This is a genomic window from Arthrobacter sp. fls2-241-R2A-200, assembly GCF_030209745.1.
Lineage (GTDB): Bacteria > Actinomycetota > Actinomycetes > Actinomycetales > Micrococcaceae > Arthrobacter.
The window spans coordinates 123,969-140,403 of the sequence record NZ_JARVRJ010000007.1; the positions used below are offsets into that span (position 1 = coordinate 123,969).

The 16,435-nt window shown below is 61.3% G+C and carries 16 protein-coding genes; 12 read left to right on the top strand and 4 right to left on the bottom strand.

Annotation, left to right across the window (positions count from 1 at the left end; genetic code table 11):
- Window positions 1-21: 21 nt before the first annotated feature.
- From hpaE to QRN42_RS08270, 5 genes are all read left to right on the top strand, one after another.
- A complete protein-coding gene (gene hpaE / locus QRN42_RS08250; protein ID WP_284975065.1) occupies window positions 22-1,536 on the top strand; it encodes a 5-carboxymethyl-2-hydroxymuconate semialdehyde dehydrogenase in 1,515 nt (504 codons plus the stop codon).
- Between the two features lie 30 nt (window positions 1,537-1,566).
- The gene (gene hpaD / locus QRN42_RS08255) at window positions 1,567-2,658 is read left to right on the top strand and encodes a 3,4-dihydroxyphenylacetate 2,3-dioxygenase (protein WP_284978764.1); all 1,092 of its coding nucleotides are present in this window, start codon (window positions 1,567-1,569) and stop codon (window positions 2,656-2,658) included.
- Between the two features lie 3 nt (window positions 2,659-2,661).
- On the top strand, window positions 2,662-3,447 hold the full coding sequence (gene hpaH, locus QRN42_RS08260) for a 2-oxo-hept-4-ene-1,7-dioate hydratase (RefSeq protein WP_284978765.1): 786 nt from the start codon (window positions 2,662-2,664) through the stop codon (window positions 3,445-3,447).
- A complete protein-coding gene (locus tag QRN42_RS08265; RefSeq protein WP_284978766.1) occupies window positions 3,432-4,235 on the top strand; it encodes an HpcH/HpaI aldolase family protein in 804 nt (267 codons plus the stop codon). The genes hpaH and QRN42_RS08265 overlap by 16 nt, the downstream gene beginning before the upstream one ends.
- Before the next feature lie 62 nt (window positions 4,236-4,297).
- The gene (locus tag QRN42_RS08270; RefSeq protein ID WP_284978767.1) at window positions 4,298-5,707 is read left to right on the top strand and encodes an MFS transporter; all 1,410 of its coding nucleotides are present in this window, start codon (window positions 4,298-4,300) and stop codon (window positions 5,705-5,707) included.
- A gap of 88 nt (window positions 5,708-5,795) precedes the next feature.
- Here QRN42_RS08270 and QRN42_RS08275 read toward each other — a convergent pair whose 3' ends face one another.
- The 3 genes from QRN42_RS08275 to purB all read right to left on the bottom strand — a co-directional run bounded on the left by QRN42_RS08275 (window position 5,796) and on the right by purB (window position 8,439).
- Entirely contained in the window at window positions 5,796-6,230 is a 435-nt protein-coding gene (locus tag QRN42_RS08275) for an acyl-CoA thioesterase (protein ID WP_284974959.1), read from the bottom strand.
- 62 nt (window positions 6,231-6,292) lie between these two features.
- Window positions 6,293-6,796, bottom strand: coding sequence for a GNAT family N-acetyltransferase (locus QRN42_RS08280; protein ID WP_284978768.1), 504 nt, complete (start codon window positions 6,794-6,796; stop codon window positions 6,293-6,295).
- 236 nt (window positions 6,797-7,032) lie between these two features.
- The gene (gene purB / locus QRN42_RS08285; RefSeq protein ID WP_284978769.1) at window positions 7,033-8,439 is read right to left on the bottom strand and encodes an adenylosuccinate lyase; all 1,407 of its coding nucleotides are present in this window, start codon (window positions 8,437-8,439) and stop codon (window positions 7,033-7,035) included.
- A 169-nt stretch (window positions 8,440-8,608) separates the two neighbouring features.
- On the opposite strand from purB, the gene QRN42_RS08290 reads away from it, so the two are divergent.
- Together QRN42_RS08290 and QRN42_RS08295 are read left to right on the top strand one after the other, a co-directional pair.
- Window positions 8,609-8,920 carry a hypothetical protein gene (locus QRN42_RS08290; protein WP_284978770.1) on the top strand — a complete coding sequence of 104 codons (312 nt, stop codon included), beginning with the start codon at window positions 8,609-8,611 and terminating at the stop codon, window positions 8,918-8,920.
- The gene (locus QRN42_RS08295) at window positions 8,920-10,266 is read left to right on the top strand and encodes a hypothetical protein (protein ID WP_284978771.1); all 1,347 of its coding nucleotides are present in this window, start codon (window positions 8,920-8,922) and stop codon (window positions 10,264-10,266) included. Before QRN42_RS08290 ends, QRN42_RS08295 begins: the two co-directional genes overlap by 1 nt.
- An 11-nt stretch (window positions 10,267-10,277) precedes the next feature.
- Here QRN42_RS08295 and QRN42_RS08300 read toward each other — a convergent pair whose 3' ends face one another.
- Window positions 10,278-10,706, bottom strand: a complete 429-nt coding sequence (locus tag QRN42_RS08300; RefSeq protein ID WP_284978772.1) for a phage holin family protein — start codon at window positions 10,704-10,706, stop codon at window positions 10,278-10,280.
- A gap of 72 nt (window positions 10,707-10,778) precedes the next feature.
- Here QRN42_RS08300 and QRN42_RS08305 point away from each other — a divergent pair, with 72 nt between their 5' ends.
- The 5 genes from QRN42_RS08305 to QRN42_RS08325 all read left to right on the top strand — a co-directional run bounded on the left by QRN42_RS08305 (window position 10,779) and on the right by QRN42_RS08325 (window position 16,394).
- Window positions 10,779-11,897, top strand: coding sequence for a histidinol-phosphate transaminase (locus QRN42_RS08305; protein WP_284978774.1), 1,119 nt, complete (start codon window positions 10,779-10,781; stop codon window positions 11,895-11,897).
- 149 nt (window positions 11,898-12,046) lie between these two features.
- Window positions 12,047-13,237, top strand: coding sequence for a pyruvate dehydrogenase (acetyl-transferring) E1 component subunit alpha (gene pdhA, locus QRN42_RS08310; RefSeq protein ID WP_502869484.1), 1,191 nt, complete (start codon window positions 12,047-12,049; stop codon window positions 13,235-13,237).
- Entirely contained in the window at window positions 13,237-14,217 is a 981-nt protein-coding gene (locus tag QRN42_RS08315) for an alpha-ketoacid dehydrogenase subunit beta (protein WP_284978775.1), read from the top strand. The genes pdhA and QRN42_RS08315 overlap by 1 nt, the downstream gene beginning before the upstream one ends.
- A 52-nt stretch (window positions 14,218-14,269) precedes the next feature.
- Complete coding sequence (locus QRN42_RS08320) at window positions 14,270-15,775, top strand: dihydrolipoamide acetyltransferase family protein (protein ID WP_284978776.1); 1,506 nt, start codon at window positions 14,270-14,272, stop codon at window positions 15,773-15,775.
- Window positions 15,768-16,394, top strand: a complete 627-nt coding sequence (locus tag QRN42_RS08325) for a phosphatidic acid phosphatase (protein WP_284978777.1) — start codon at window positions 15,768-15,770, stop codon at window positions 16,392-16,394. The genes QRN42_RS08320 and QRN42_RS08325 overlap by 8 nt, the downstream gene beginning before the upstream one ends.
- The last annotated feature ends 41 nt before the right edge of the window (window positions 16,395-16,435 follow it).

The following is a 16,435-nucleotide window of genomic DNA, read 5'->3' on the forward strand; positions in this document are numbered from 1 at the left end:
TGCTGAAAAGGAAAGACAATGATGACTGCTCCTGTAGAGACCACCGCCAAGCATTACATCCCCGAGAACCTGCCCACGCACATCCAGCACTTCATCAACGGCGAATTCGTTGATTCTGTGTCTGGTAAGACATTTGATGTCCTCGATCCGGTGTCGAACGGCAACTACGCCACCGCCGCGGCCGGCCAGAAGGAAGACATCGACCTCGCGGTCGCCGCCGCACGGGAAGCGTTCGTCAACGGCCCGTGGCCGAAGATGAAACCACGTGAACGAGCCCGGGTGCTGAACAAAATCGCCGACGCCGTCGAAGCCCAGGAAGCGCGACTCGCGGAGCTCGAAACGTTCGACACCGGCCTGCCGATCACCCAAGCGAAGGGTCAGGCCCTGCGTGCCGCCGAGAATTTCCGCTTCTTCGCGGACTTGATCGTGGCACAGTTCGACGACGCCATGAAGGTCCCCGGTTCGCAGATCAACTACGTGAACCGCAAGCCGATCGGCGTCGCGGGGCTCATCACGCCGTGGAACACCCCGTTCATGCTGGAGTCCTGGAAGCTCGCCCCGGCCTTGGCCACCGGCAACACCGTGGTGCTGAAGCCGGCCGAGTTCACGCCGTTGTCCGCGTCCCTCTGGGCCCAGATTTTCAAGGACGCAGGCCTACCCGACGGCGTCTTCAACCTGGTCAACGGCCTGGGCGAGGAAGCCGGCGATGCCTTGGTGAAGCACCCGGACGTCCCGCTGATTTCCTTCACCGGGGAGACCACCACGGGCCAGACGATCTTCCGCAACGCTGCCGCGAACCTCAAGGGCCTGTCCATGGAGCTGGGCGGCAAGTCCCCGTGCGTCGTGTTCGCCGATGCCGACCTGGACGCCGCGATCGATTCGGCCCTCTTCGGTGTGTTCTCGCTCAACGGCGAACGCTGCACCGCGGGCTCACGCATCCTGGTGGAGCGCGCCATCTACGACGAATTCTGCGAGAAGTACGCCGCCCGCGCCAAGAACATCGTGGTGGGAGACCCCCACGATCCCAAGACCCAGGTGGGCGCTCTCGTCCACCCGGAGCACTACGCGAAAGTGGCATCGTACGTGGAGATCGGCAAGTCCGAAGGCCGTCTCCTTGCCGGCGGCGGACGACCCGACCACCTGCCCGAAGGCAACTACATCGCACCCACGGTGTTTGCCGACGTCGCACCTGACGCGCGAATCTTCCAGGAGGAAATCTTCGGTCCCGTCGTGGCCATCACGCCGTTCGAGAACGACGACGAAGCCCTCGCCTTGGCGAACAACACCAAGTACGGCCTGGCGGCCTACATCTGGACCCAGAACCTGACCCGGGCCCACAACTTCTCCCAGAACGTCGAAGCCGGAATGGTGTGGCTCAACAGCCACAATGTCCGTGATCTCCGGACCCCGTTCGGCGGCGTCAAAGCCTCCGGCCTGGGCCACGAGGGCGGCTACCGCTCGATCGACTTCTACACCGACCAGCAGGCCGTGCACATCACGCTCGGCGCTGTGCATACTCCAAAATTCGGCGCCTAGGCTGCCCACTTTCAACGAAGCGAGACCATCATGAGCAAACCCTTCACCGACCCCATCCCAACTCCCACGGTCCCGGCCCCGGATATCGTCCGTTGCGCGTACATGGACATCGTGGTGACGGACTTGGCCAAGTCACGGGAGTTCTACGTCGACGTCCTTGGTCTGCATGTCACTTACGAAGACGAGAACACCATCTATTTGCGCTCGTTCGAGGAGTTCATCCACCACAACCTTGTGCTGCGCCAGGGGCCGGTGGCCGCCGTCGCTGCTTTCGCCTACCGCGTGAAGTCCCCGGCCGAGGTGGACGCCGCCGAGGCCTACTACCGCGAGCTGGGCTGCCGTGTGGAGCGCCGCAAGGAAGGCTTCACCAAGGGCGTCGGAGACTCCCTGCGTGTGGAAGATCCGCTCGGCTTCCCGTACGAATTCTTCTACGACGTTGAGCACGTGGAGCGCCTCACCCAGCGTTACGACCTCTACTCCGCAGGGGAACTTGTCCGCCTGGACCACTTCAACCAAGTCACCCCGGACGTCCCGCGCGGCCGCAAGTACCTGGAGGACTTGGGCTTCCGGGTCTCCGAGGACATCAAGGATTCCGACGGCGTCACGTACGCCGCGTGGATGCACCGCAAGCAGACCGTGCACGACACCGCCCTGACCGGCGGCAACGGTCCCCGCATGCACCACGTTGCGTTCGCCACGCACGAGAAGCACAACATCATCCAGATCTGCGACAAGATGGGCGCGCTGCGCATCTCCGACAGGATCGAACGCGGCCCGGGTCGCCACGGCGTGTCCAATGCGTTCTACCTCTACATCCTGGATCCGGACGGCCACCGCATCGAGATCTACACACAGGACTACTACACCGGCGATCCCGACAACCCCACCGTCACCTGGGACGTCCACGACAACCAGCGCCGCGACTGGTGGGGCAACCCCGTCGTCCCCTCTTGGTACACCGAAGCCTCGCTGGTCCTGGACCTTGACGGCAACCCGCAGCCCATCATCGAACGCAAAGACAAATCGGAAATGGCTGTCACCATCGGCGCTGATGGGTTCTCCTACACCCGCCCCGCCGGAGGCGAGACCGCGGAGGGTTTCAAACTGGGAGCGCAGGTCTAAACCATGTTGGACGCGAAGACGATCGAAGCGATAGCCGACGAACTCCTCGAAGCCGGCCGGAACCGTCAGCCGATTTCCCGGTTGACGGCCCGTTACCCCGACATGACGGTTGAGGACTCGTACGCCGTGCAGCAGTTGTGGATGCGGCGGAACGAGGAAGCGGGACGCACGTTGGTGGGGCGAAAGATCGGCCTCACGTCCAAGGCCATGCAGGCTGCAACCGGGATCACCGAACCGGACTACGGTGCCATTTTTGATGACATGGTCCTGGAAACCGGCTGCTCCGTGGATTGGGACAAGTACACCCACCCGCGGGTTGAAGTGGAGCTCGCGTTCGTGCTGAAGTCAGGTCTCAGGGGGCCGGGCTGCACCATCTTCGACGTCCTCAATGCCACCGACTACGTGGTTCCGGCCCTTGAAATCCTGGACTCCAGGATCGAAATGGAGGGCCGGACCATCGTGGACACCATCTCGGACAACGCCGCGATGGGTGCCATGGTGATCGGTGGCAGGCCCGTGAAACCTGACGCCGTGGACCTCCGATGGGTATCGGCGATCCTGTACAAAAACCAGACCGTGGAGGAGACCGGCGTGGCCGCCGGCGTCCTGGACCACCCGGCGAACGGCGTCCACTGGCTGGCAAACAAGATCGCCGCGCACGGAGACTGCATGAAGGCCGGAGATATCATCCTGGCGGGCTCGTTTACCCGGCCGATGTGGGTGTACAAAGGTGATACCGTGCACGCGGACTACGGACCGTTGGGAGTGGTGACATGCAACTTCGACTGAACCCCACGTTCTACTCGGCCCTGAGTGAAGCGGGCCGTCCACTCGCTGGCATGTGGGTTTGTTCCGGCAGCCCCTTGGTGGCCGAAATTTGCGCCGGCTCCGGATTGGATTGGGTGCTGATCGATGCTGAGCACAGTCCCAATGGCCTTGAATCGATCCTCGCGCAGCTTTACGCCGTCAGCGGTTATCCCGTGCAGGCCATGGTCCGTCCGCCGGTCAACGATGCCGTGGTCATCAAGCAGTACCTCGATCTTGGCGTGCAAAACCTCATGGTCCCCATGGTGAATTCGGCGTTCGAGGCCGCCTCAGCGGTCGCGGCCATTCGCTACCCGCCCCACGGGGTTCGGGGCGTCGGATCCGCGCTGGCTCGGTCCTCACGATGGAACCGTGTGCCGGAGTACCTTGGCACGGCCTCTGACACCATCAGCCTCACCGTCCAAATCGAATCCGAAGCTTCAGCCTCAGCCGTGGAAGAGATCCTGGGCGTAGACGGCGTGGACGGCATCTTCCTTGGCCCGTCGGACCTCGCGGCCTCCATGGGCTTGCTGGGACAGCAGGAAAATCCTTTGGTGAGGGCCGTCGTCGAGCACTGCCTTGAAGCCGCTAAAGCGGCCGGCAAGCCTGCCGGCGTTAACGCCTTCAACCAGGCCACAGCCCGCGCCTACCTCGACGCCGGTGCCTCCTTCGTGCTCGTCGGCGCCGACGTTTCGGTGCTGGCCAGGGCGTCGGAGAGTTTTGCTTCCACCTTCATTCCCGTGTCCGAGGCGACGAAGCGCGAGAGCTACTGACGCCTGGTCCCACCCCTCCTATCGCGGTCACAACGCTGTGCCCGCGGGAAATGAGTTCCCTCATGAGCGCATCAACCTCTGCCCAAGGCGGAGCAGCACACAGTCATTCGGCGCGGAGCAACCGCCGAGTAGCCTTTGCCACGATTGTCGGCACCACGGTGGAGTGGTACGACTTCTTCATCTATGCCAATGCTGCCGGCCTCATCTTCGCCAAACTCTTTTTCGAACCCGCAGGCGCCGATATTGCGCTGCTGATTTCCTTTGCATCAGTTGGTCTGAGTTTCCTGTTCAGGCCGCTGGGTGCTTTCCTGGCAGGGCACTTCGGGGACAAATTAGGTCGGCGCGCCATGCTGGTCCTGACACTGGTCCTGATGGGCGCAGCCACCACCTTGATCGGTGTCTTGCCCACATACCAAACGGCAGGGTTGGCCGCACCGATCCTGCTGCTGCTCCTTCGAATCCTGCAGGGTATCTCAGCCGGTGGCGAATGGGGCGGGGCCGTCCTGATGGCAGTAGAGCACGCGCCCACCAACAAACGGGGACTCTTCGGATCCTTCCCGCAACTGGGAGTACCGCTTGGCATGCTCCTGGCGTCCGGTGTCCTTACCCTGATGTCGGGAGTGATTGCGCCGGGTGCCGCTTTCGAACAATGGGGCTGGCGCGTCCCGTTCCTGCTCAGCTTCGTGTTGATCATCGTCGGGTTCGTTGTCCGCAGGGGGGTGGACGAAAGCCCCGTTTTCTCCGAGATCGCTGCCCGGAAGCAGCAGACCAGGGTTCCCATCGTTGAGCTGTTCAAGAAGCACTGGCTGCTCGTGATACTCGCTGCTCTGATCTTCGCAGGAAACAACGCCGCCGGGTACATGACAACTGGCGGCTACATCCTGAGTTATGCCACGGCACCCAAGGGCCTGGCCATGGACCGCACCCAGGTTTTGCTGGCCATCACCGCCTCTGCCGCCCTGTGGTTCGTTTTCACGCTCATCGCGGGTTACCTTGCCGACAGCATCGGGCGCAAGAAGACGTACATCATTGGCTATGCCTGCTTGATCGTCACCTTCTTCCCGTTGTTCTGGCTGATCAACACCGGCAACATCTGGGCCATGGCGGCCGCGTTGGCACTCTTCAGTGTGGGCCTTGGACTCACCTATGGGCCGCAGGCCGCTCTTTACAGCGAGCTCTTCCCGGCCTCGATCCGTTTCTCGGGAGTAGCTATCTCCTACGCCCTGGGCTCCATCATCGGCGGAGCTTTCGCGCCGACCATTGCCACGGCCCTTGTCCAGGCGACAGGCACAACGATGAGCGTCTCCGCCTACTTGCTGATCGTCGCGTTGATCTCCGCGGGAGCTGTTCTGTTGACCCGCGAGCGCAAGGGAATCGATTTGGGAATCGACAACCAAGCCGAACAAGAGGTAGGCGCAACGGTCTTCGATCGCCGTCGTTCTTCCACCCACAAGGTCAGCCAGGGCGTTTGACGCCAGCACCCAACTGACTTTCAGGAGGGGTTGCTCCCGAGGGGAGTAGCCCCTCCTGCCAGTTAATTGGGCTGGGTACGCGTGCCGTTTAATCCTCGTCGAGCGGCTTGGTGAGGTGGTGCGTGGGGATGCGGTCACGGTCATAGGTGATCTCCGTGTAACCATGCGGCTCCGGGCGTCCGTCACTTCCCAGGTTCACGAAGACGATCTCCTCAATGGTCAGGATGGATTGCCGGGTGATCATGTTGCGGACCTCGGCACGCATGGTCAGTGACGTGCGGCCAAACCGCTTAGCCGTCAGGCCCATCTCGATCAGGTCGCCCTGCACCGCTGAACTCACAAAGTTGATCTCTGAGATGTACTTGGTGACAGCCCGGCCATTGCCAAGCTGGAGGATGGCGTAGATCGCGGCCTCTTCATCAATCCATTTCAGCAGGCTACCGCCGAAGAGCGTGCCGTTGGCGTTCAGGTCCTCGGGCCGCACCCATTTACGCGTGCGGAAGGTGATATCTGCTTTTTCCATGATTTGAGATTATCGAACTGCGCCGAGGTGTGCTTGATGTTGCCGTCTCAAAGCGCGCCCGGTTAGGCCATGGCTGTGTGCGAGGCACTATGTGAATCGATGTGCTTCGAATAGCAGTGCGAATCCGTCACGCCGATGTATGGCTCGAAGTTTGGCACTGGGGCAAACCCTGCGCTCTCGTAAAAGCTGCGGCCATCCGACTGGGCAGACCCCGCCTCCGCTGCGATCACGCCGAAGCCATGCGAGTGGGCTTGGGCTTCCAAGGCGGCGAGTATTGAGCTGGCCACCCCGGACCCGCGGGCATAAGGAACCACGTATAGCCTTTTGACCTCTGCCGTGTTTTCGTCGAGCATCCTCAAGCCTCCGCAGCCCAAGGGTTGTCCCGAGCACCTCTCATAGGCCACCACGAAAACGGCCGTGTCAGCCTCCGATGGGGCCGGACCTGGCTCGTGGTCTGTGGTTCCAAAGCGGGGATCCAATTCGGCCTGTTGTGCGGCTCTGAGGTCTGCACCCACCGGGTTTGCCCATGTGACCTGCCGGATATTGAGCCGTGGATTGGTCTGCACGTATGCCTCTTTTCGCCGCGTGGTGAGGTTCCTATGCGACTCAAGCCTAGGTAGGGCGAGTTACCACTGTGTTTCCTGCTCGTAAGCGTCCGGAGAATTGCGCGCCGCCACCCGAAGGGTATGGCGCGGTAAAGCGATGGTGCCGTTAAGAGGCGACGGCGGACCGGGGCACACAGCCCCGTCCCGCCGTCGACGTGCGTTCGCCACCTGTGATGGCACCGCCGCAGGCGATGGTTCTACCGCAGGTGGTCCACCAGCTTGTCGGCGATGCCTGTGTACTTACTCGGGGTAAGTTCCAAGAGCCGAGCTTCAGCGTCCTTGGAAAGACCCAGGCCCTGCACGAATTCCTGCATTCGGGCACCGTCCACGCGCTGCCCGCGCGTAAGGTCCTTCAACCGCTCGTACGGGTTTTCCATGCCCTCGACACCGGCAATTGCCTCGGCGCGCATCACCATCTGGATCGCCTCGCCAAGCACTTCCCAGTTGGTGTTGAGGTCGGCTGCGAGGACTTCTTCGGCCACATCAAGTGCCTTGAGGCCCTTGGCAACATTTGAGATGGCGAGCAGGGAGTGACCGAAAGCAACGCCGATGTTGCGCTGGGAGGAGGAATCCGTGAGGTCGCGCTGCCAACGCGAGGTAACCAGCGTAGCGGCCAGTGTATCGAGAAGGCCGTTGGAGATTTCCAGGTTGGCTTCGGCGTTCTCGAATCGGATCGGGTTGACCTTGTGCGGCATGGTGGAAGAACCCGTGGCACCGGCAACCGGGATCTGCCGGAAGTAACCGATGGAAATATAGCTCCAGATGTCGGTGCAGACATTGTGCAGGATGCGGTTGAAACGCGCGATGTCAGCGTAAAGCTCGGCCTGCCAGTCATGGCTTTCGATCTGCGTGGTGAGCGGGTTCCACGCCAGGCCGAGCCCTTCCACGAACGTCTTGGCAACGGCCTCCCAGTCAGCGCTGGGGACAGACGCTACATGCGCGGCATAGGTGCCGGTTGCGCCATTGATTTTGCCAAGGTATTCGGTCTTGGCAATGCGGGTGAGTTGCCGATTCAGGCGGTGGGCAATCACCGCAAGTTCCTTGCCGAGCGTAGTAGGAGTCGCGGGCTGCCCGTGCGTGCGGGAAAGCATCGGCACGGAGCGGTTGGCCTCTGCCATGGCCTCGATCTGCTGGACCAGGGCTTTTGCGTTGGGGAGCCAAACGTCCTCCACGGCACCTTTGATGCCCACAGCGTAGGAGAGGTTATTGATGTCCTCAGACGTGCAGCCGAAGTGGACCATGGCGGTCAGGTTCTCGATGCCGATGGCGGCCAGGCGACGCCCGATGTAGTACTCCACGGCCTTGACGTCGTGAACAGTGACCGCTTCGATTTCCGCCAGTTCATTGACCGACTCCGCATTGAACTCCGTCACGATGGACCGCAACTGAGAGACCTGCTGGTCCGTGAGGGGACCGGCGCCCGGCAACACCGACTGGCTGGTGAGGTGAATCAGCCACTCGACTTCCACATGAACACGGTCGCGGTTCAGGGCCGCCTCGGACAAGTAGTCAACGAGCGGCGCGACGGCGGCGCGATAGCGGCCGTCGAGGGCGCCAAGGGCGAGAGGTTCGGAAGCGAGGGACACGCGAGGGGATTCAGCCATGGTGCCTATTCTTTCATGCTCTACGGCTGTCCCGGGCGTTGGTGACAGGCGCTCTGTGGACAGTCATTTGCGTTTTCCACATAGGGGAGGTCAGCAGTTCCTTGCGCTCCCAGGGCTCCGTAATCTCATAGCCACAGAACCGCGTAACAAACCAGATGGAGCAAAGGACATGAGCGTCGGCTTAATCCCTGCGGCCACTCCGCCCACCTTCAACCCCCTGGAGTGTGCCTCACGTAGCCATGACGTGCAAAGGCTCGCCTGGCGCATCAAGGCATGTGTGGACCTCGCCGATACCGCGTTGGCGTCGCTGCGGAGAGCGCAGATGGAAGACTGGCAATCACCGGCCGGGCAGGCTTATCGAACAACGGTTGCCCTGCAGGCCGCAGCCCTGATGCGTGCAAGGGGGACCATGGAGCACGCGGTAGCCATGGTGCTCCGTTATTCCAGAAGTGTTTCCGTCTCCGGCGGGACCGGTCCCTGATGGCCGATGCGGTTTCTTTCGGTGACGGATCCGCTCTCCAGCCCTTGCCGCCGGTCGGGGATGGCAGCCTTTCCATCAGGGGCGGGGTGGGTGGCATCTCTTTTCAACTGGAGGAGCTTTCCCGCGGTGCAGACCAGTTGGACGAGGTTGCCCAACAACTCCTGGAGATCGAAGCGGAGGCCCGCAAGGTTCACGATGAGCTGGAGATGTTCGCCCAGAACGCCGTGGTGTCCGGCTACCCGGCAGTCAACGCTGTGGGAGAAGCTCGCAGTGACGTCGGCAAGGTGCGCGAACAACTTGTCGGCATCAGCGCGCAGGTTCGGTCGAGCCGCCGCGCTTACGAGGATGTTGAAGCCCGGAACGCGCTGCCACACGTACTGCGTCCCGATCAGATCAGATGGTCCGGGGCGCCGGGGGTTTTGGCTGCCGGTCGGGATGTGACCCAAGAAACCTATAACAGACTCATTGCCACCGGGTACCGGGTGGGCGACGTATTGCATGAGCTGCTGAAGTCGCCACTCTTGGAGGGGATGCAGCCGCGACCCGTCACGATCGAGAAGATGGACGAGTCCGTGGAGGAATTCCGGCCAACAATGGCTGGTAGCCTGCGTCGGCTTGAAAAGCTGCACGCCCTCAACGACGGCGAAATCGAGGTCATTCAGCTCGGAAACAGGGGATCTGCTTCGTGGATGGTCCTCATCCCGGGAACCCAACTGGAACCCTCCTCATCCAATCCTTTCGACGCTGCCGGTGTCGGTGAGGCGCTCGGGTATGGCTCCCAAGAAGTCATACCGGCAATCGGTCAGGCACTAAAGGCAGCCGGCGCAGCGGCCGGGGACCCAGTGGTCGCTGTCGGCCACAGCCAAGGGGGAATCCACGCCATGAATTTGGCTCAAGACAAGGCGTTCCTTAGCGAGTTCAACCTCAAGTTTGTACTGACCGCGGGATCGCCGGTCGGCGGTATCACGTCGGAACCGGGCATCAGTGCGCTGCATTTGGAACACATCCAGGACTGGGTACCAGGAACAGATGGGGCCGATAATCCAGACACCAAGGACAGAGTTACCGTCACGCTGACAAACCCCGTCGCAACCCCAAAGGGACAAGATCCTGGGCTGGGCCCCGGGCACGACCAAGAGAACTACGCGGCCGGGGCGGAGCTGGTCAGCGCGAGCCACGACCCCTCATTGTTAGCCTCAAGTGCTGCCTTCGCGGGGGCTGTGGGGGGTGGAGGTGCGGTAAAAGTAACTCACTTCAAACTCAAGCGGCAGCCGATGCCGCAACGGAAGGACATCCTGCCTCCCAAGGATCTGCCCGAGACCCGATCAGTGGCAGGGGCACGATAAGTGTTGGATACTCAGCGTCGACGGGCGCCGGGGATTAAGCCGGCAACCATGGAAATAATGCTGATGATGATTGCAGCCAAGACAGCCGTCCAGAAAAAGGAATCGATGGTGAGGTGGACCGGCGTGAAACTACTTAGCCACGCAGTCAGGTACAGCATGGCCGCATTGATAATGATGGTGAACAGTCCCAGCGTCAGGATGGTCACGGGAAGCGAAAGTACCCTGACCAACGGGCGAACGAACGCATTGACCACGCCGAAGATGAGGCCGATGAAGAGGTACGCAAGGACTATGCCCACGGTGTCCGCTCCTTGCACGAGCCCGGCATTTGCTGCCGCCCGCTCTGTGGCACTCGTTGAGATATCCATACCGTCCAGCAGCCATGTGGCAACCCACAGGGCAAGCCCGTTGATGAGGACGCGGATGATGAATGAACCCATAGACCCATGGTTCCACACAGGCCGGCCGATCAGCCCAACAACAGCCACGGATCGGCAAGTAGGCTTGAATCCATGACTACTACTGACAACGCACCGGAGGGCGTACTCCCTCGCCCGGTCGTGGACAGGCTCCCCAAGTACGCAGCCGGCAAACCTCCCGCTGCGATTGAGGGCCTCACTAGCTACAAATTGTCGTCAAACGAGAATCCCTTACCCCCGGTTCCTGCAGTGCTGCAGGCGATCGCGGACCAGACCGACATTAACCGCTACCCTGACCCCTTGGCCACCAAGCTGCGAAATGCCTTGGCCGATTTCCTCGATATCCCGGCCGGCGACGTCGTCACTGGCGCCGGCAGCTTGGGGGCATTGAACCAGATCCTCGCCACTTTCGCCGGACAGAACGACGACGGGAAACAGGACGAGGTTATCTACGCTTGGCGTTCTTTCGAGGCATACCCGATTTGTGTCGGGTTGGCGGGTGCGGGAAGCGTCCGGATCCCGCTTCTCCCGGACGGTCGCCATGACCTGGAAACCATGGCCGCTGCGGTGACCGTTCGTACCAAAGTCATTCTGCTCTGCACACCGAATAACCCGACGGGTCCCATCCTCACCGCAGAAGAAACTGAGCGATTCATCCAATCGGTTCCGCCCGGCGTCGTGGTGGTCATCGACGAGGCCTATCAGGAATTTGTGCGGGATGAACGGGCCGTCGACGGGATCCAGCTCTATCGGAAGTATCCCAACGTGGTGGTGCTGAGGACTTTCTCCAAGGCTCATGGCCTTGCAGGTCTGCGGGTTGGGTACAGCGTTTCCGGCCCCTTGATTACCCAGCACCTCCGTGTCACCGCCACACCCTTCGCAGTATCGCAAATCGCGGAGCGGGCAGCGGTGGCTTCCATCGAGAACTACGACCAGGTTGTGGAGAGGGTACAAAGCCTGGTGGACGAGCGGGACAGGGTCACCGCTGGCCTGCGGGAGCTCGGCTGGTTCATTCCGGAGCCCCAAGGCAACTTTGTCTGGCTCAATTTGGGTAAGCACAGCGGTGAATTCTCGGCACTCGCAGCCGAGAAAGCCCTGTCAGTGCGTGCCTTCGGTGATGAAGGCGTCCGCGTCACCATCGGGGAGGTCGAGGCCAACACCCGCTTTCTGGAACTCTGTGCAGGTTATACAAACCCGCCGCAGCGTTCCTAGCGGTTAACATGTGCACCAAGATTCCTTACTCCCGATAAAGTAAGGACGAAAGCCAAAATATATGCCAGTTCCGGAATGCATTCCAGAATTGGCATATATCCCAGCGAAAGACATCGCCGCGGCGCCGCCGTGGAAGCAAGGAGACGGGTATGGGCCAGGGACAACTACCCCACGGTACGGAAGAAACTCTCGCGGCGACCACCGCGGCAGCGGCCGCGCCGGCCGAACCGGTGGACATGGTTCAGTTGCTCGGGCCCGACGGAAAACTCGGAACTGATCCCGTGTTCTCGGATTACGCCAAGCGCATCGATCCGGAAAAACTGAAGGTCTTCTATACCGACATGGCCCGAATCCGTCGCTTCGACCAGGAAGCCACGGCGTTGCAGCGCCAAGGAGAGTTGGCTCTCTGGGTGCCGCTGACTGGCCAGGAAGCCGCGCAGATCGGTTCCGGACACGCCAGCGAACCACAGGATTACATCTTCCCCACGTACCGGGAACATGGCGTTGCCCTGGTCCGCAACGTGGACCTGGCCGAATTGCTCAAGCAATTCCGTGGAGTTTCCAACGGTGGCTGGGACCCGCGCGAGAACAACTTCCACCTCTACACCCTGGTGCTTGCCGCGCAGACTCTGCACGCGGTCGGTTACGCCATGGGCATCCAGCGGGACCAGAAACTTGCTGCTGCGGACTCCGCTGATCCGAAGGCCGCCGTCATCGCTTACTTCGGCGATGGCGCCAGCTCCGAAGGCGACGTCCACGAGTCCATGGTCTTTGCCGCTTCGTACGATGCGCCCGTGGTCTTCTTCTGCCAAAACAACCATTGGGCCATTTCGGTCCCCACGGAAGTCCAGACCAAGGTCCCTCTGGCCAATCGGGCGAAGGGCTACGGTTTCCCAGGGATTCGCGTAGATGGCAATGATGTCATCGCAGTTCACGCCGTCACGGAGTGGGCTCTCGAACATGCCAGGGAGGGCCGAGGGCCGGTTCTGATTGAGGCCTACACCTACCGCGTCGGTGCCCACACCACTGCCGACGATCCCACTAAGTACCGGGAATCTGCGGAAGAAGCTGCCTGGCGCGAAAAGGATCCCTTGGATCGGCTGGAGAAGTACTTGCGGGCGGAAGGCTTGGCCGATGAAGCCTTCTTCGACCAGGTCGCGGCCGACGGCGATGAACTGGCCAAATACGTCCGGAGCACCACTCATGGCATTGAAGTCCCTGACATTCGGGAAGCCTTCGCCAGCGTCTACGCCGAAAAGCATCCGTTGATTGCTGAGGAATTGGCTTGGTTTGAGCAATACTCGGCAGGGTTCGAAAGTGACCAGGAGGCAACCAACTAATGGCGACCATGACCATTGCCAAGGCCATTAACGAGGGCCTGCGAGCATCACTGACCGCGTATCCCAAGTCGTTGTTGATGGGCGAGGACATCGGGCACCTCGGCGGCGTCTACCGCGTCACGGATGGCCTGATCAAGGAATTCGGCGATGATCGCGTTCTGGACACGCCATTGGCTGAATCGGGGATCATAGGTACCGCGATCGGCTTGGCGTTGCGGGGGTATTCGCCCGTGTGCGAGATCCAGTTCGACGGCTTTGTTTATCCTGCCTTCAACCAGATCACAACGCAGTTGGCCAAGATCCACTCGCGGAGCCTGGGGAAGCTGAGCGTTCCGGTGGTCATTCGCATCCCTTACGGTGGCGGCATCGGATCCATTGAACACCACTCCGAGTCCCCCGAGGCGCTGTTCGCACACACGGCAGGGTTGCGCATCATTTCACCCTCGAACCCGCACGACGCCTATTGGATGATCCAGAAGGCAATAGAGTGCCAGGATCCGGTGATCTTTTTCGAGCCTAAGCGCCGTTATTGGCTCAAAGGTGAAGTCGACGTTGAGAATCCCGGTTTGTCGGAGGATCCTTTCAAGGCTCACGTGGTCCGTGCGGGAACCGATGCGACCATCGTGGCTTACGGGCCGTTGGTGCCTGTCGCACTGGCAGCGGCAAATGCAGCTGAGGAGGATGGTCGAAGCGTTGAAGTTATCGACCTCCGCTCCATTTCGCCGGTGGATTTCGACACCGTGGAAGCCTCGGTAAAGAAGACCGGCCGTCTCATCGTTGCCCATGAGGCTCCTACCTTTGGTGGCATTGGCGGCGAGATCGCGGCGCGAATCAGCGAACGGGCGTTCCTCCACCTTGAGGCCCCCGTGATAAGGGTCGGCGGTTTCCACATGCCTTACCCTGTTGCCAAAGTTGAAGAGGATTACTTGCCGGATATCGACAAGATCCTCGAAGCGCTCGATCGATCCCTGGCCTACTAGCCCGCTCTGATTCGCCCTGCTTCGTGCCTGGCAAACGACAATCGAGGACCCAGTGACTGTAAAGAAATTCAACTTGCCGGACGTCGGCGAAGGCTTGACAGAGGCCGAGGTAGTGGCGTGGAAAGTCAAGCCGGGGGACACCGTGGCCATAAACGATGTACTTTGCGAGATTGAGACTGCAAAGTCGCTCGTAGAGTTGCCCTCGCCATTTGCCGGTACGGTCACCGAACTGCTGGTGGAGGAGGGCATCACGGTGGAGGTCGGCACTGCCATCATTGCCGTTTCCGAGGGGCAGGAGGGTGATCCAGCACCCGCCACCCCCCAAGCTCCCCCCGTGTCGCCAGAGGTGGACGAAGTATTCACACCCGTCTACGGAAAGCTCTCCGCGGAGGACACTGAGCAGCCCGCCACCAGTCCCTTGGTTGGATCCGGTCCGAAGGCCGATGCCGTCAAGCGCCGTGCGCGCAAACGGCCACTCGAAAGCGTGGTCGTCGCGGCTCCGGTCGCCGAGGACGCTGAAGGTACAGTGCAGGACGTGACCTCTGTGTTGCAAGCCAATGCAGCCGAGGTGCCGGCCCCGAAGCGGGTCACGTCGGTAGCCCAAGAGTCGCCCGCAACCCGTGGGAACAGTGTGGGTGTGGCCCTTACAGGCCTCGTGAACAAGGTCCTGGCAAAGCCGCCGGTGCGCAAGTTTGCCCGCGACCTCGGGATTGACCTCGCGGACGTGGTCCCCACAGGACATCGTGGTGAAGTGACGCGCGAGGACTTGGTCAGTTACCAGGCGCAACGAGACGCGGAACTCGACCAAGCGGAAAGTTTCTGGAGCGCATCCAAGAAGCCACAGGATCAGAGGATCGAACGCATCCCGGTCAAGGGGGTACGCAAGGCGACGGCCCGCGCCATGGTTGACTCTGCGTTCTCAGCTCCCCACGTCAGTATCTTCGTGGACGTTGATGCGAGCCGCACCATGGAATTCGTTAAGCGGCTGAAGGTTTCCCGCGACTTCGAAGGCATCAAGGTTTCCCCCCTCCTCATCCTCGCCAAAGCAGTGATCTGGGCCGCCGCGCGCAACCCCAGCGTCAATGCGACGTGGGTGGATGACTCCGACGGGAAAGGCACCGCCGAAATCCACGTGAAGCACTACATGAATCTCGGGATTGCGGCCGCAACCCCGCGGGGACTCATGGTGCCCAACATCAAGGATGCGCAGGACCTCTCCTTGAAGGAGTTGGCGCTGGCACTTAATGAACTCGCCACCAAAGCCCGGGCCGGCAAAACCCAACCTGCCGAGATGCAGGGCGGTACTCTAACCGTCACCAACATTGGTGCGCTCGGTATTGACACCGGAACGCCCATCATCAATCCGGGCGAGGTAGCAATCGTTGCCTTCGGAACAATCAAGCAAAAGCCTTGGGTCCTAGACGGGGAAGTCATCCCACGCTGGATCACCACTCTTGGGGGTTCTTTCGACCACCGAGTGGTCGATGGCGACCTGTCCGCCCGGTTTATGGCGGATGTGGCGGCGATCCTTGAAGAACCGGCATTGCTGCTTGACTGAAGGTACAACCTCGGTCGCGCAGCTTTCCGGCAAGTGGCGCACTGTTGCCCGCGTGCTGACGGAGGTATTCCAACCGCCTGTAGTAGTGACGGTCCTGCTCCTGATCAGTCCTGTCATCGAGCCGGGGTTTCCCGGAACAATATGGTTCGGAGTCTTGGCCGCGGTCTTCGTTTGCTTGTTGCCCCTGGCCTACGTGCTGGTGATGGTGAGGCTGGGCAGGATCACGGACCACCATGTCAGTGACAGACGGCAAAGGCCCGCTTTGCTGTTGACGACGCTGGTGTCAGTGCTCGCCGGGCTTCTTCTTCTGCAGGTCCTTCACGCCCCTCTGAGCGTGTCGGTGATGATACTTGCCCTTATTGGCGGCATCGCCGTGTTGGCGGTTGTCAGCGCGTTCTGGAAGATGAGCGGGCATGCCTCGGCGCTTGCCGGCACCACCGTCATAGCCATTCTCATGTTCGGGCCTGCCTGGCTGCCGTTGCTGTTGCTCGTGCCCGCTGTGGGCTGGTCGCGCCTCGTTCTGCGGGCGCACACCGTTGCCCAAGTTGTTATCGGCTCGCTGTCCGGCGGTGTCATCATAGCCGGACTGTGGTGGCTGCTTCGCGAATACCTGCTTTGACGAGCAACTCGGAAGACGAGCAACCCGAAACACGAGCAACC

What these genes read in the sequence shown, in the direction of transcription:
- pdhA (WP_502869484.1), top strand. Translation starts at nt 12,047, where the DNA reads ATGGGCCAGGGACAACTACCCCACGGTACGGAAGAAACTCTCGCGGCG.
- QRN42_RS08315 (WP_284978775.1), top strand. Translation starts at nt 13,237, where the DNA reads ATGGCGACCATGACCATTGCCAAGGCCATTAACGAGGGCCTGCGAGCA.
- QRN42_RS08290 (WP_284978770.1), top strand. Translation starts at nt 8,609, where the DNA reads ATGAGCGTCGGCTTAATCCCTGCGGCCACTCCGCCCACCTTCAACCCC.
- QRN42_RS08305 (WP_284978774.1), top strand. Translation starts at nt 10,779, where the DNA reads ATGACTACTACTGACAACGCACCGGAGGGCGTACTCCCTCGCCCGGTC.
- QRN42_RS08270 (WP_284978767.1), top strand. Translation starts at nt 4,298, where the DNA reads ATGAGCGCATCAACCTCTGCCCAAGGCGGAGCAGCACACAGTCATTCG.
- purB (WP_284978769.1), bottom strand. Translation starts at nt 8,439, where the DNA reads ATGGCTGAATCCCCTCGCGTGTCCCTCGCTTCCGAACCTCTCGCCCTT.
- QRN42_RS08295 (WP_284978771.1), top strand. Translation starts at nt 8,920, where the DNA reads ATGGCCGATGCGGTTTCTTTCGGTGACGGATCCGCTCTCCAGCCCTTG.
- QRN42_RS08265 (WP_284978766.1), top strand. Translation starts at nt 3,432, where the DNA reads ATGCAACTTCGACTGAACCCCACGTTCTACTCGGCCCTGAGTGAAGCG.
- QRN42_RS08300 (WP_284978772.1), bottom strand. Translation starts at nt 10,706, where the DNA reads ATGGGTTCATTCATCATCCGCGTCCTCATCAACGGGCTTGCCCTGTGG.
- hpaD (WP_284978764.1), top strand. Translation starts at nt 1,567, where the DNA reads ATGAGCAAACCCTTCACCGACCCCATCCCAACTCCCACGGTCCCGGCC.
- QRN42_RS08275 (WP_284974959.1), bottom strand. Translation starts at nt 6,230, where the DNA reads ATGGAAAAAGCAGATATCACCTTCCGCACGCGTAAATGGGTGCGGCCC.
- hpaH (WP_284978765.1), top strand. Translation starts at nt 2,662, where the DNA reads ATGTTGGACGCGAAGACGATCGAAGCGATAGCCGACGAACTCCTCGAA.
- hpaE (WP_284975065.1), top strand. Translation starts at nt 22, where the DNA reads ATGACTGCTCCTGTAGAGACCACCGCCAAGCATTACATCCCCGAGAAC.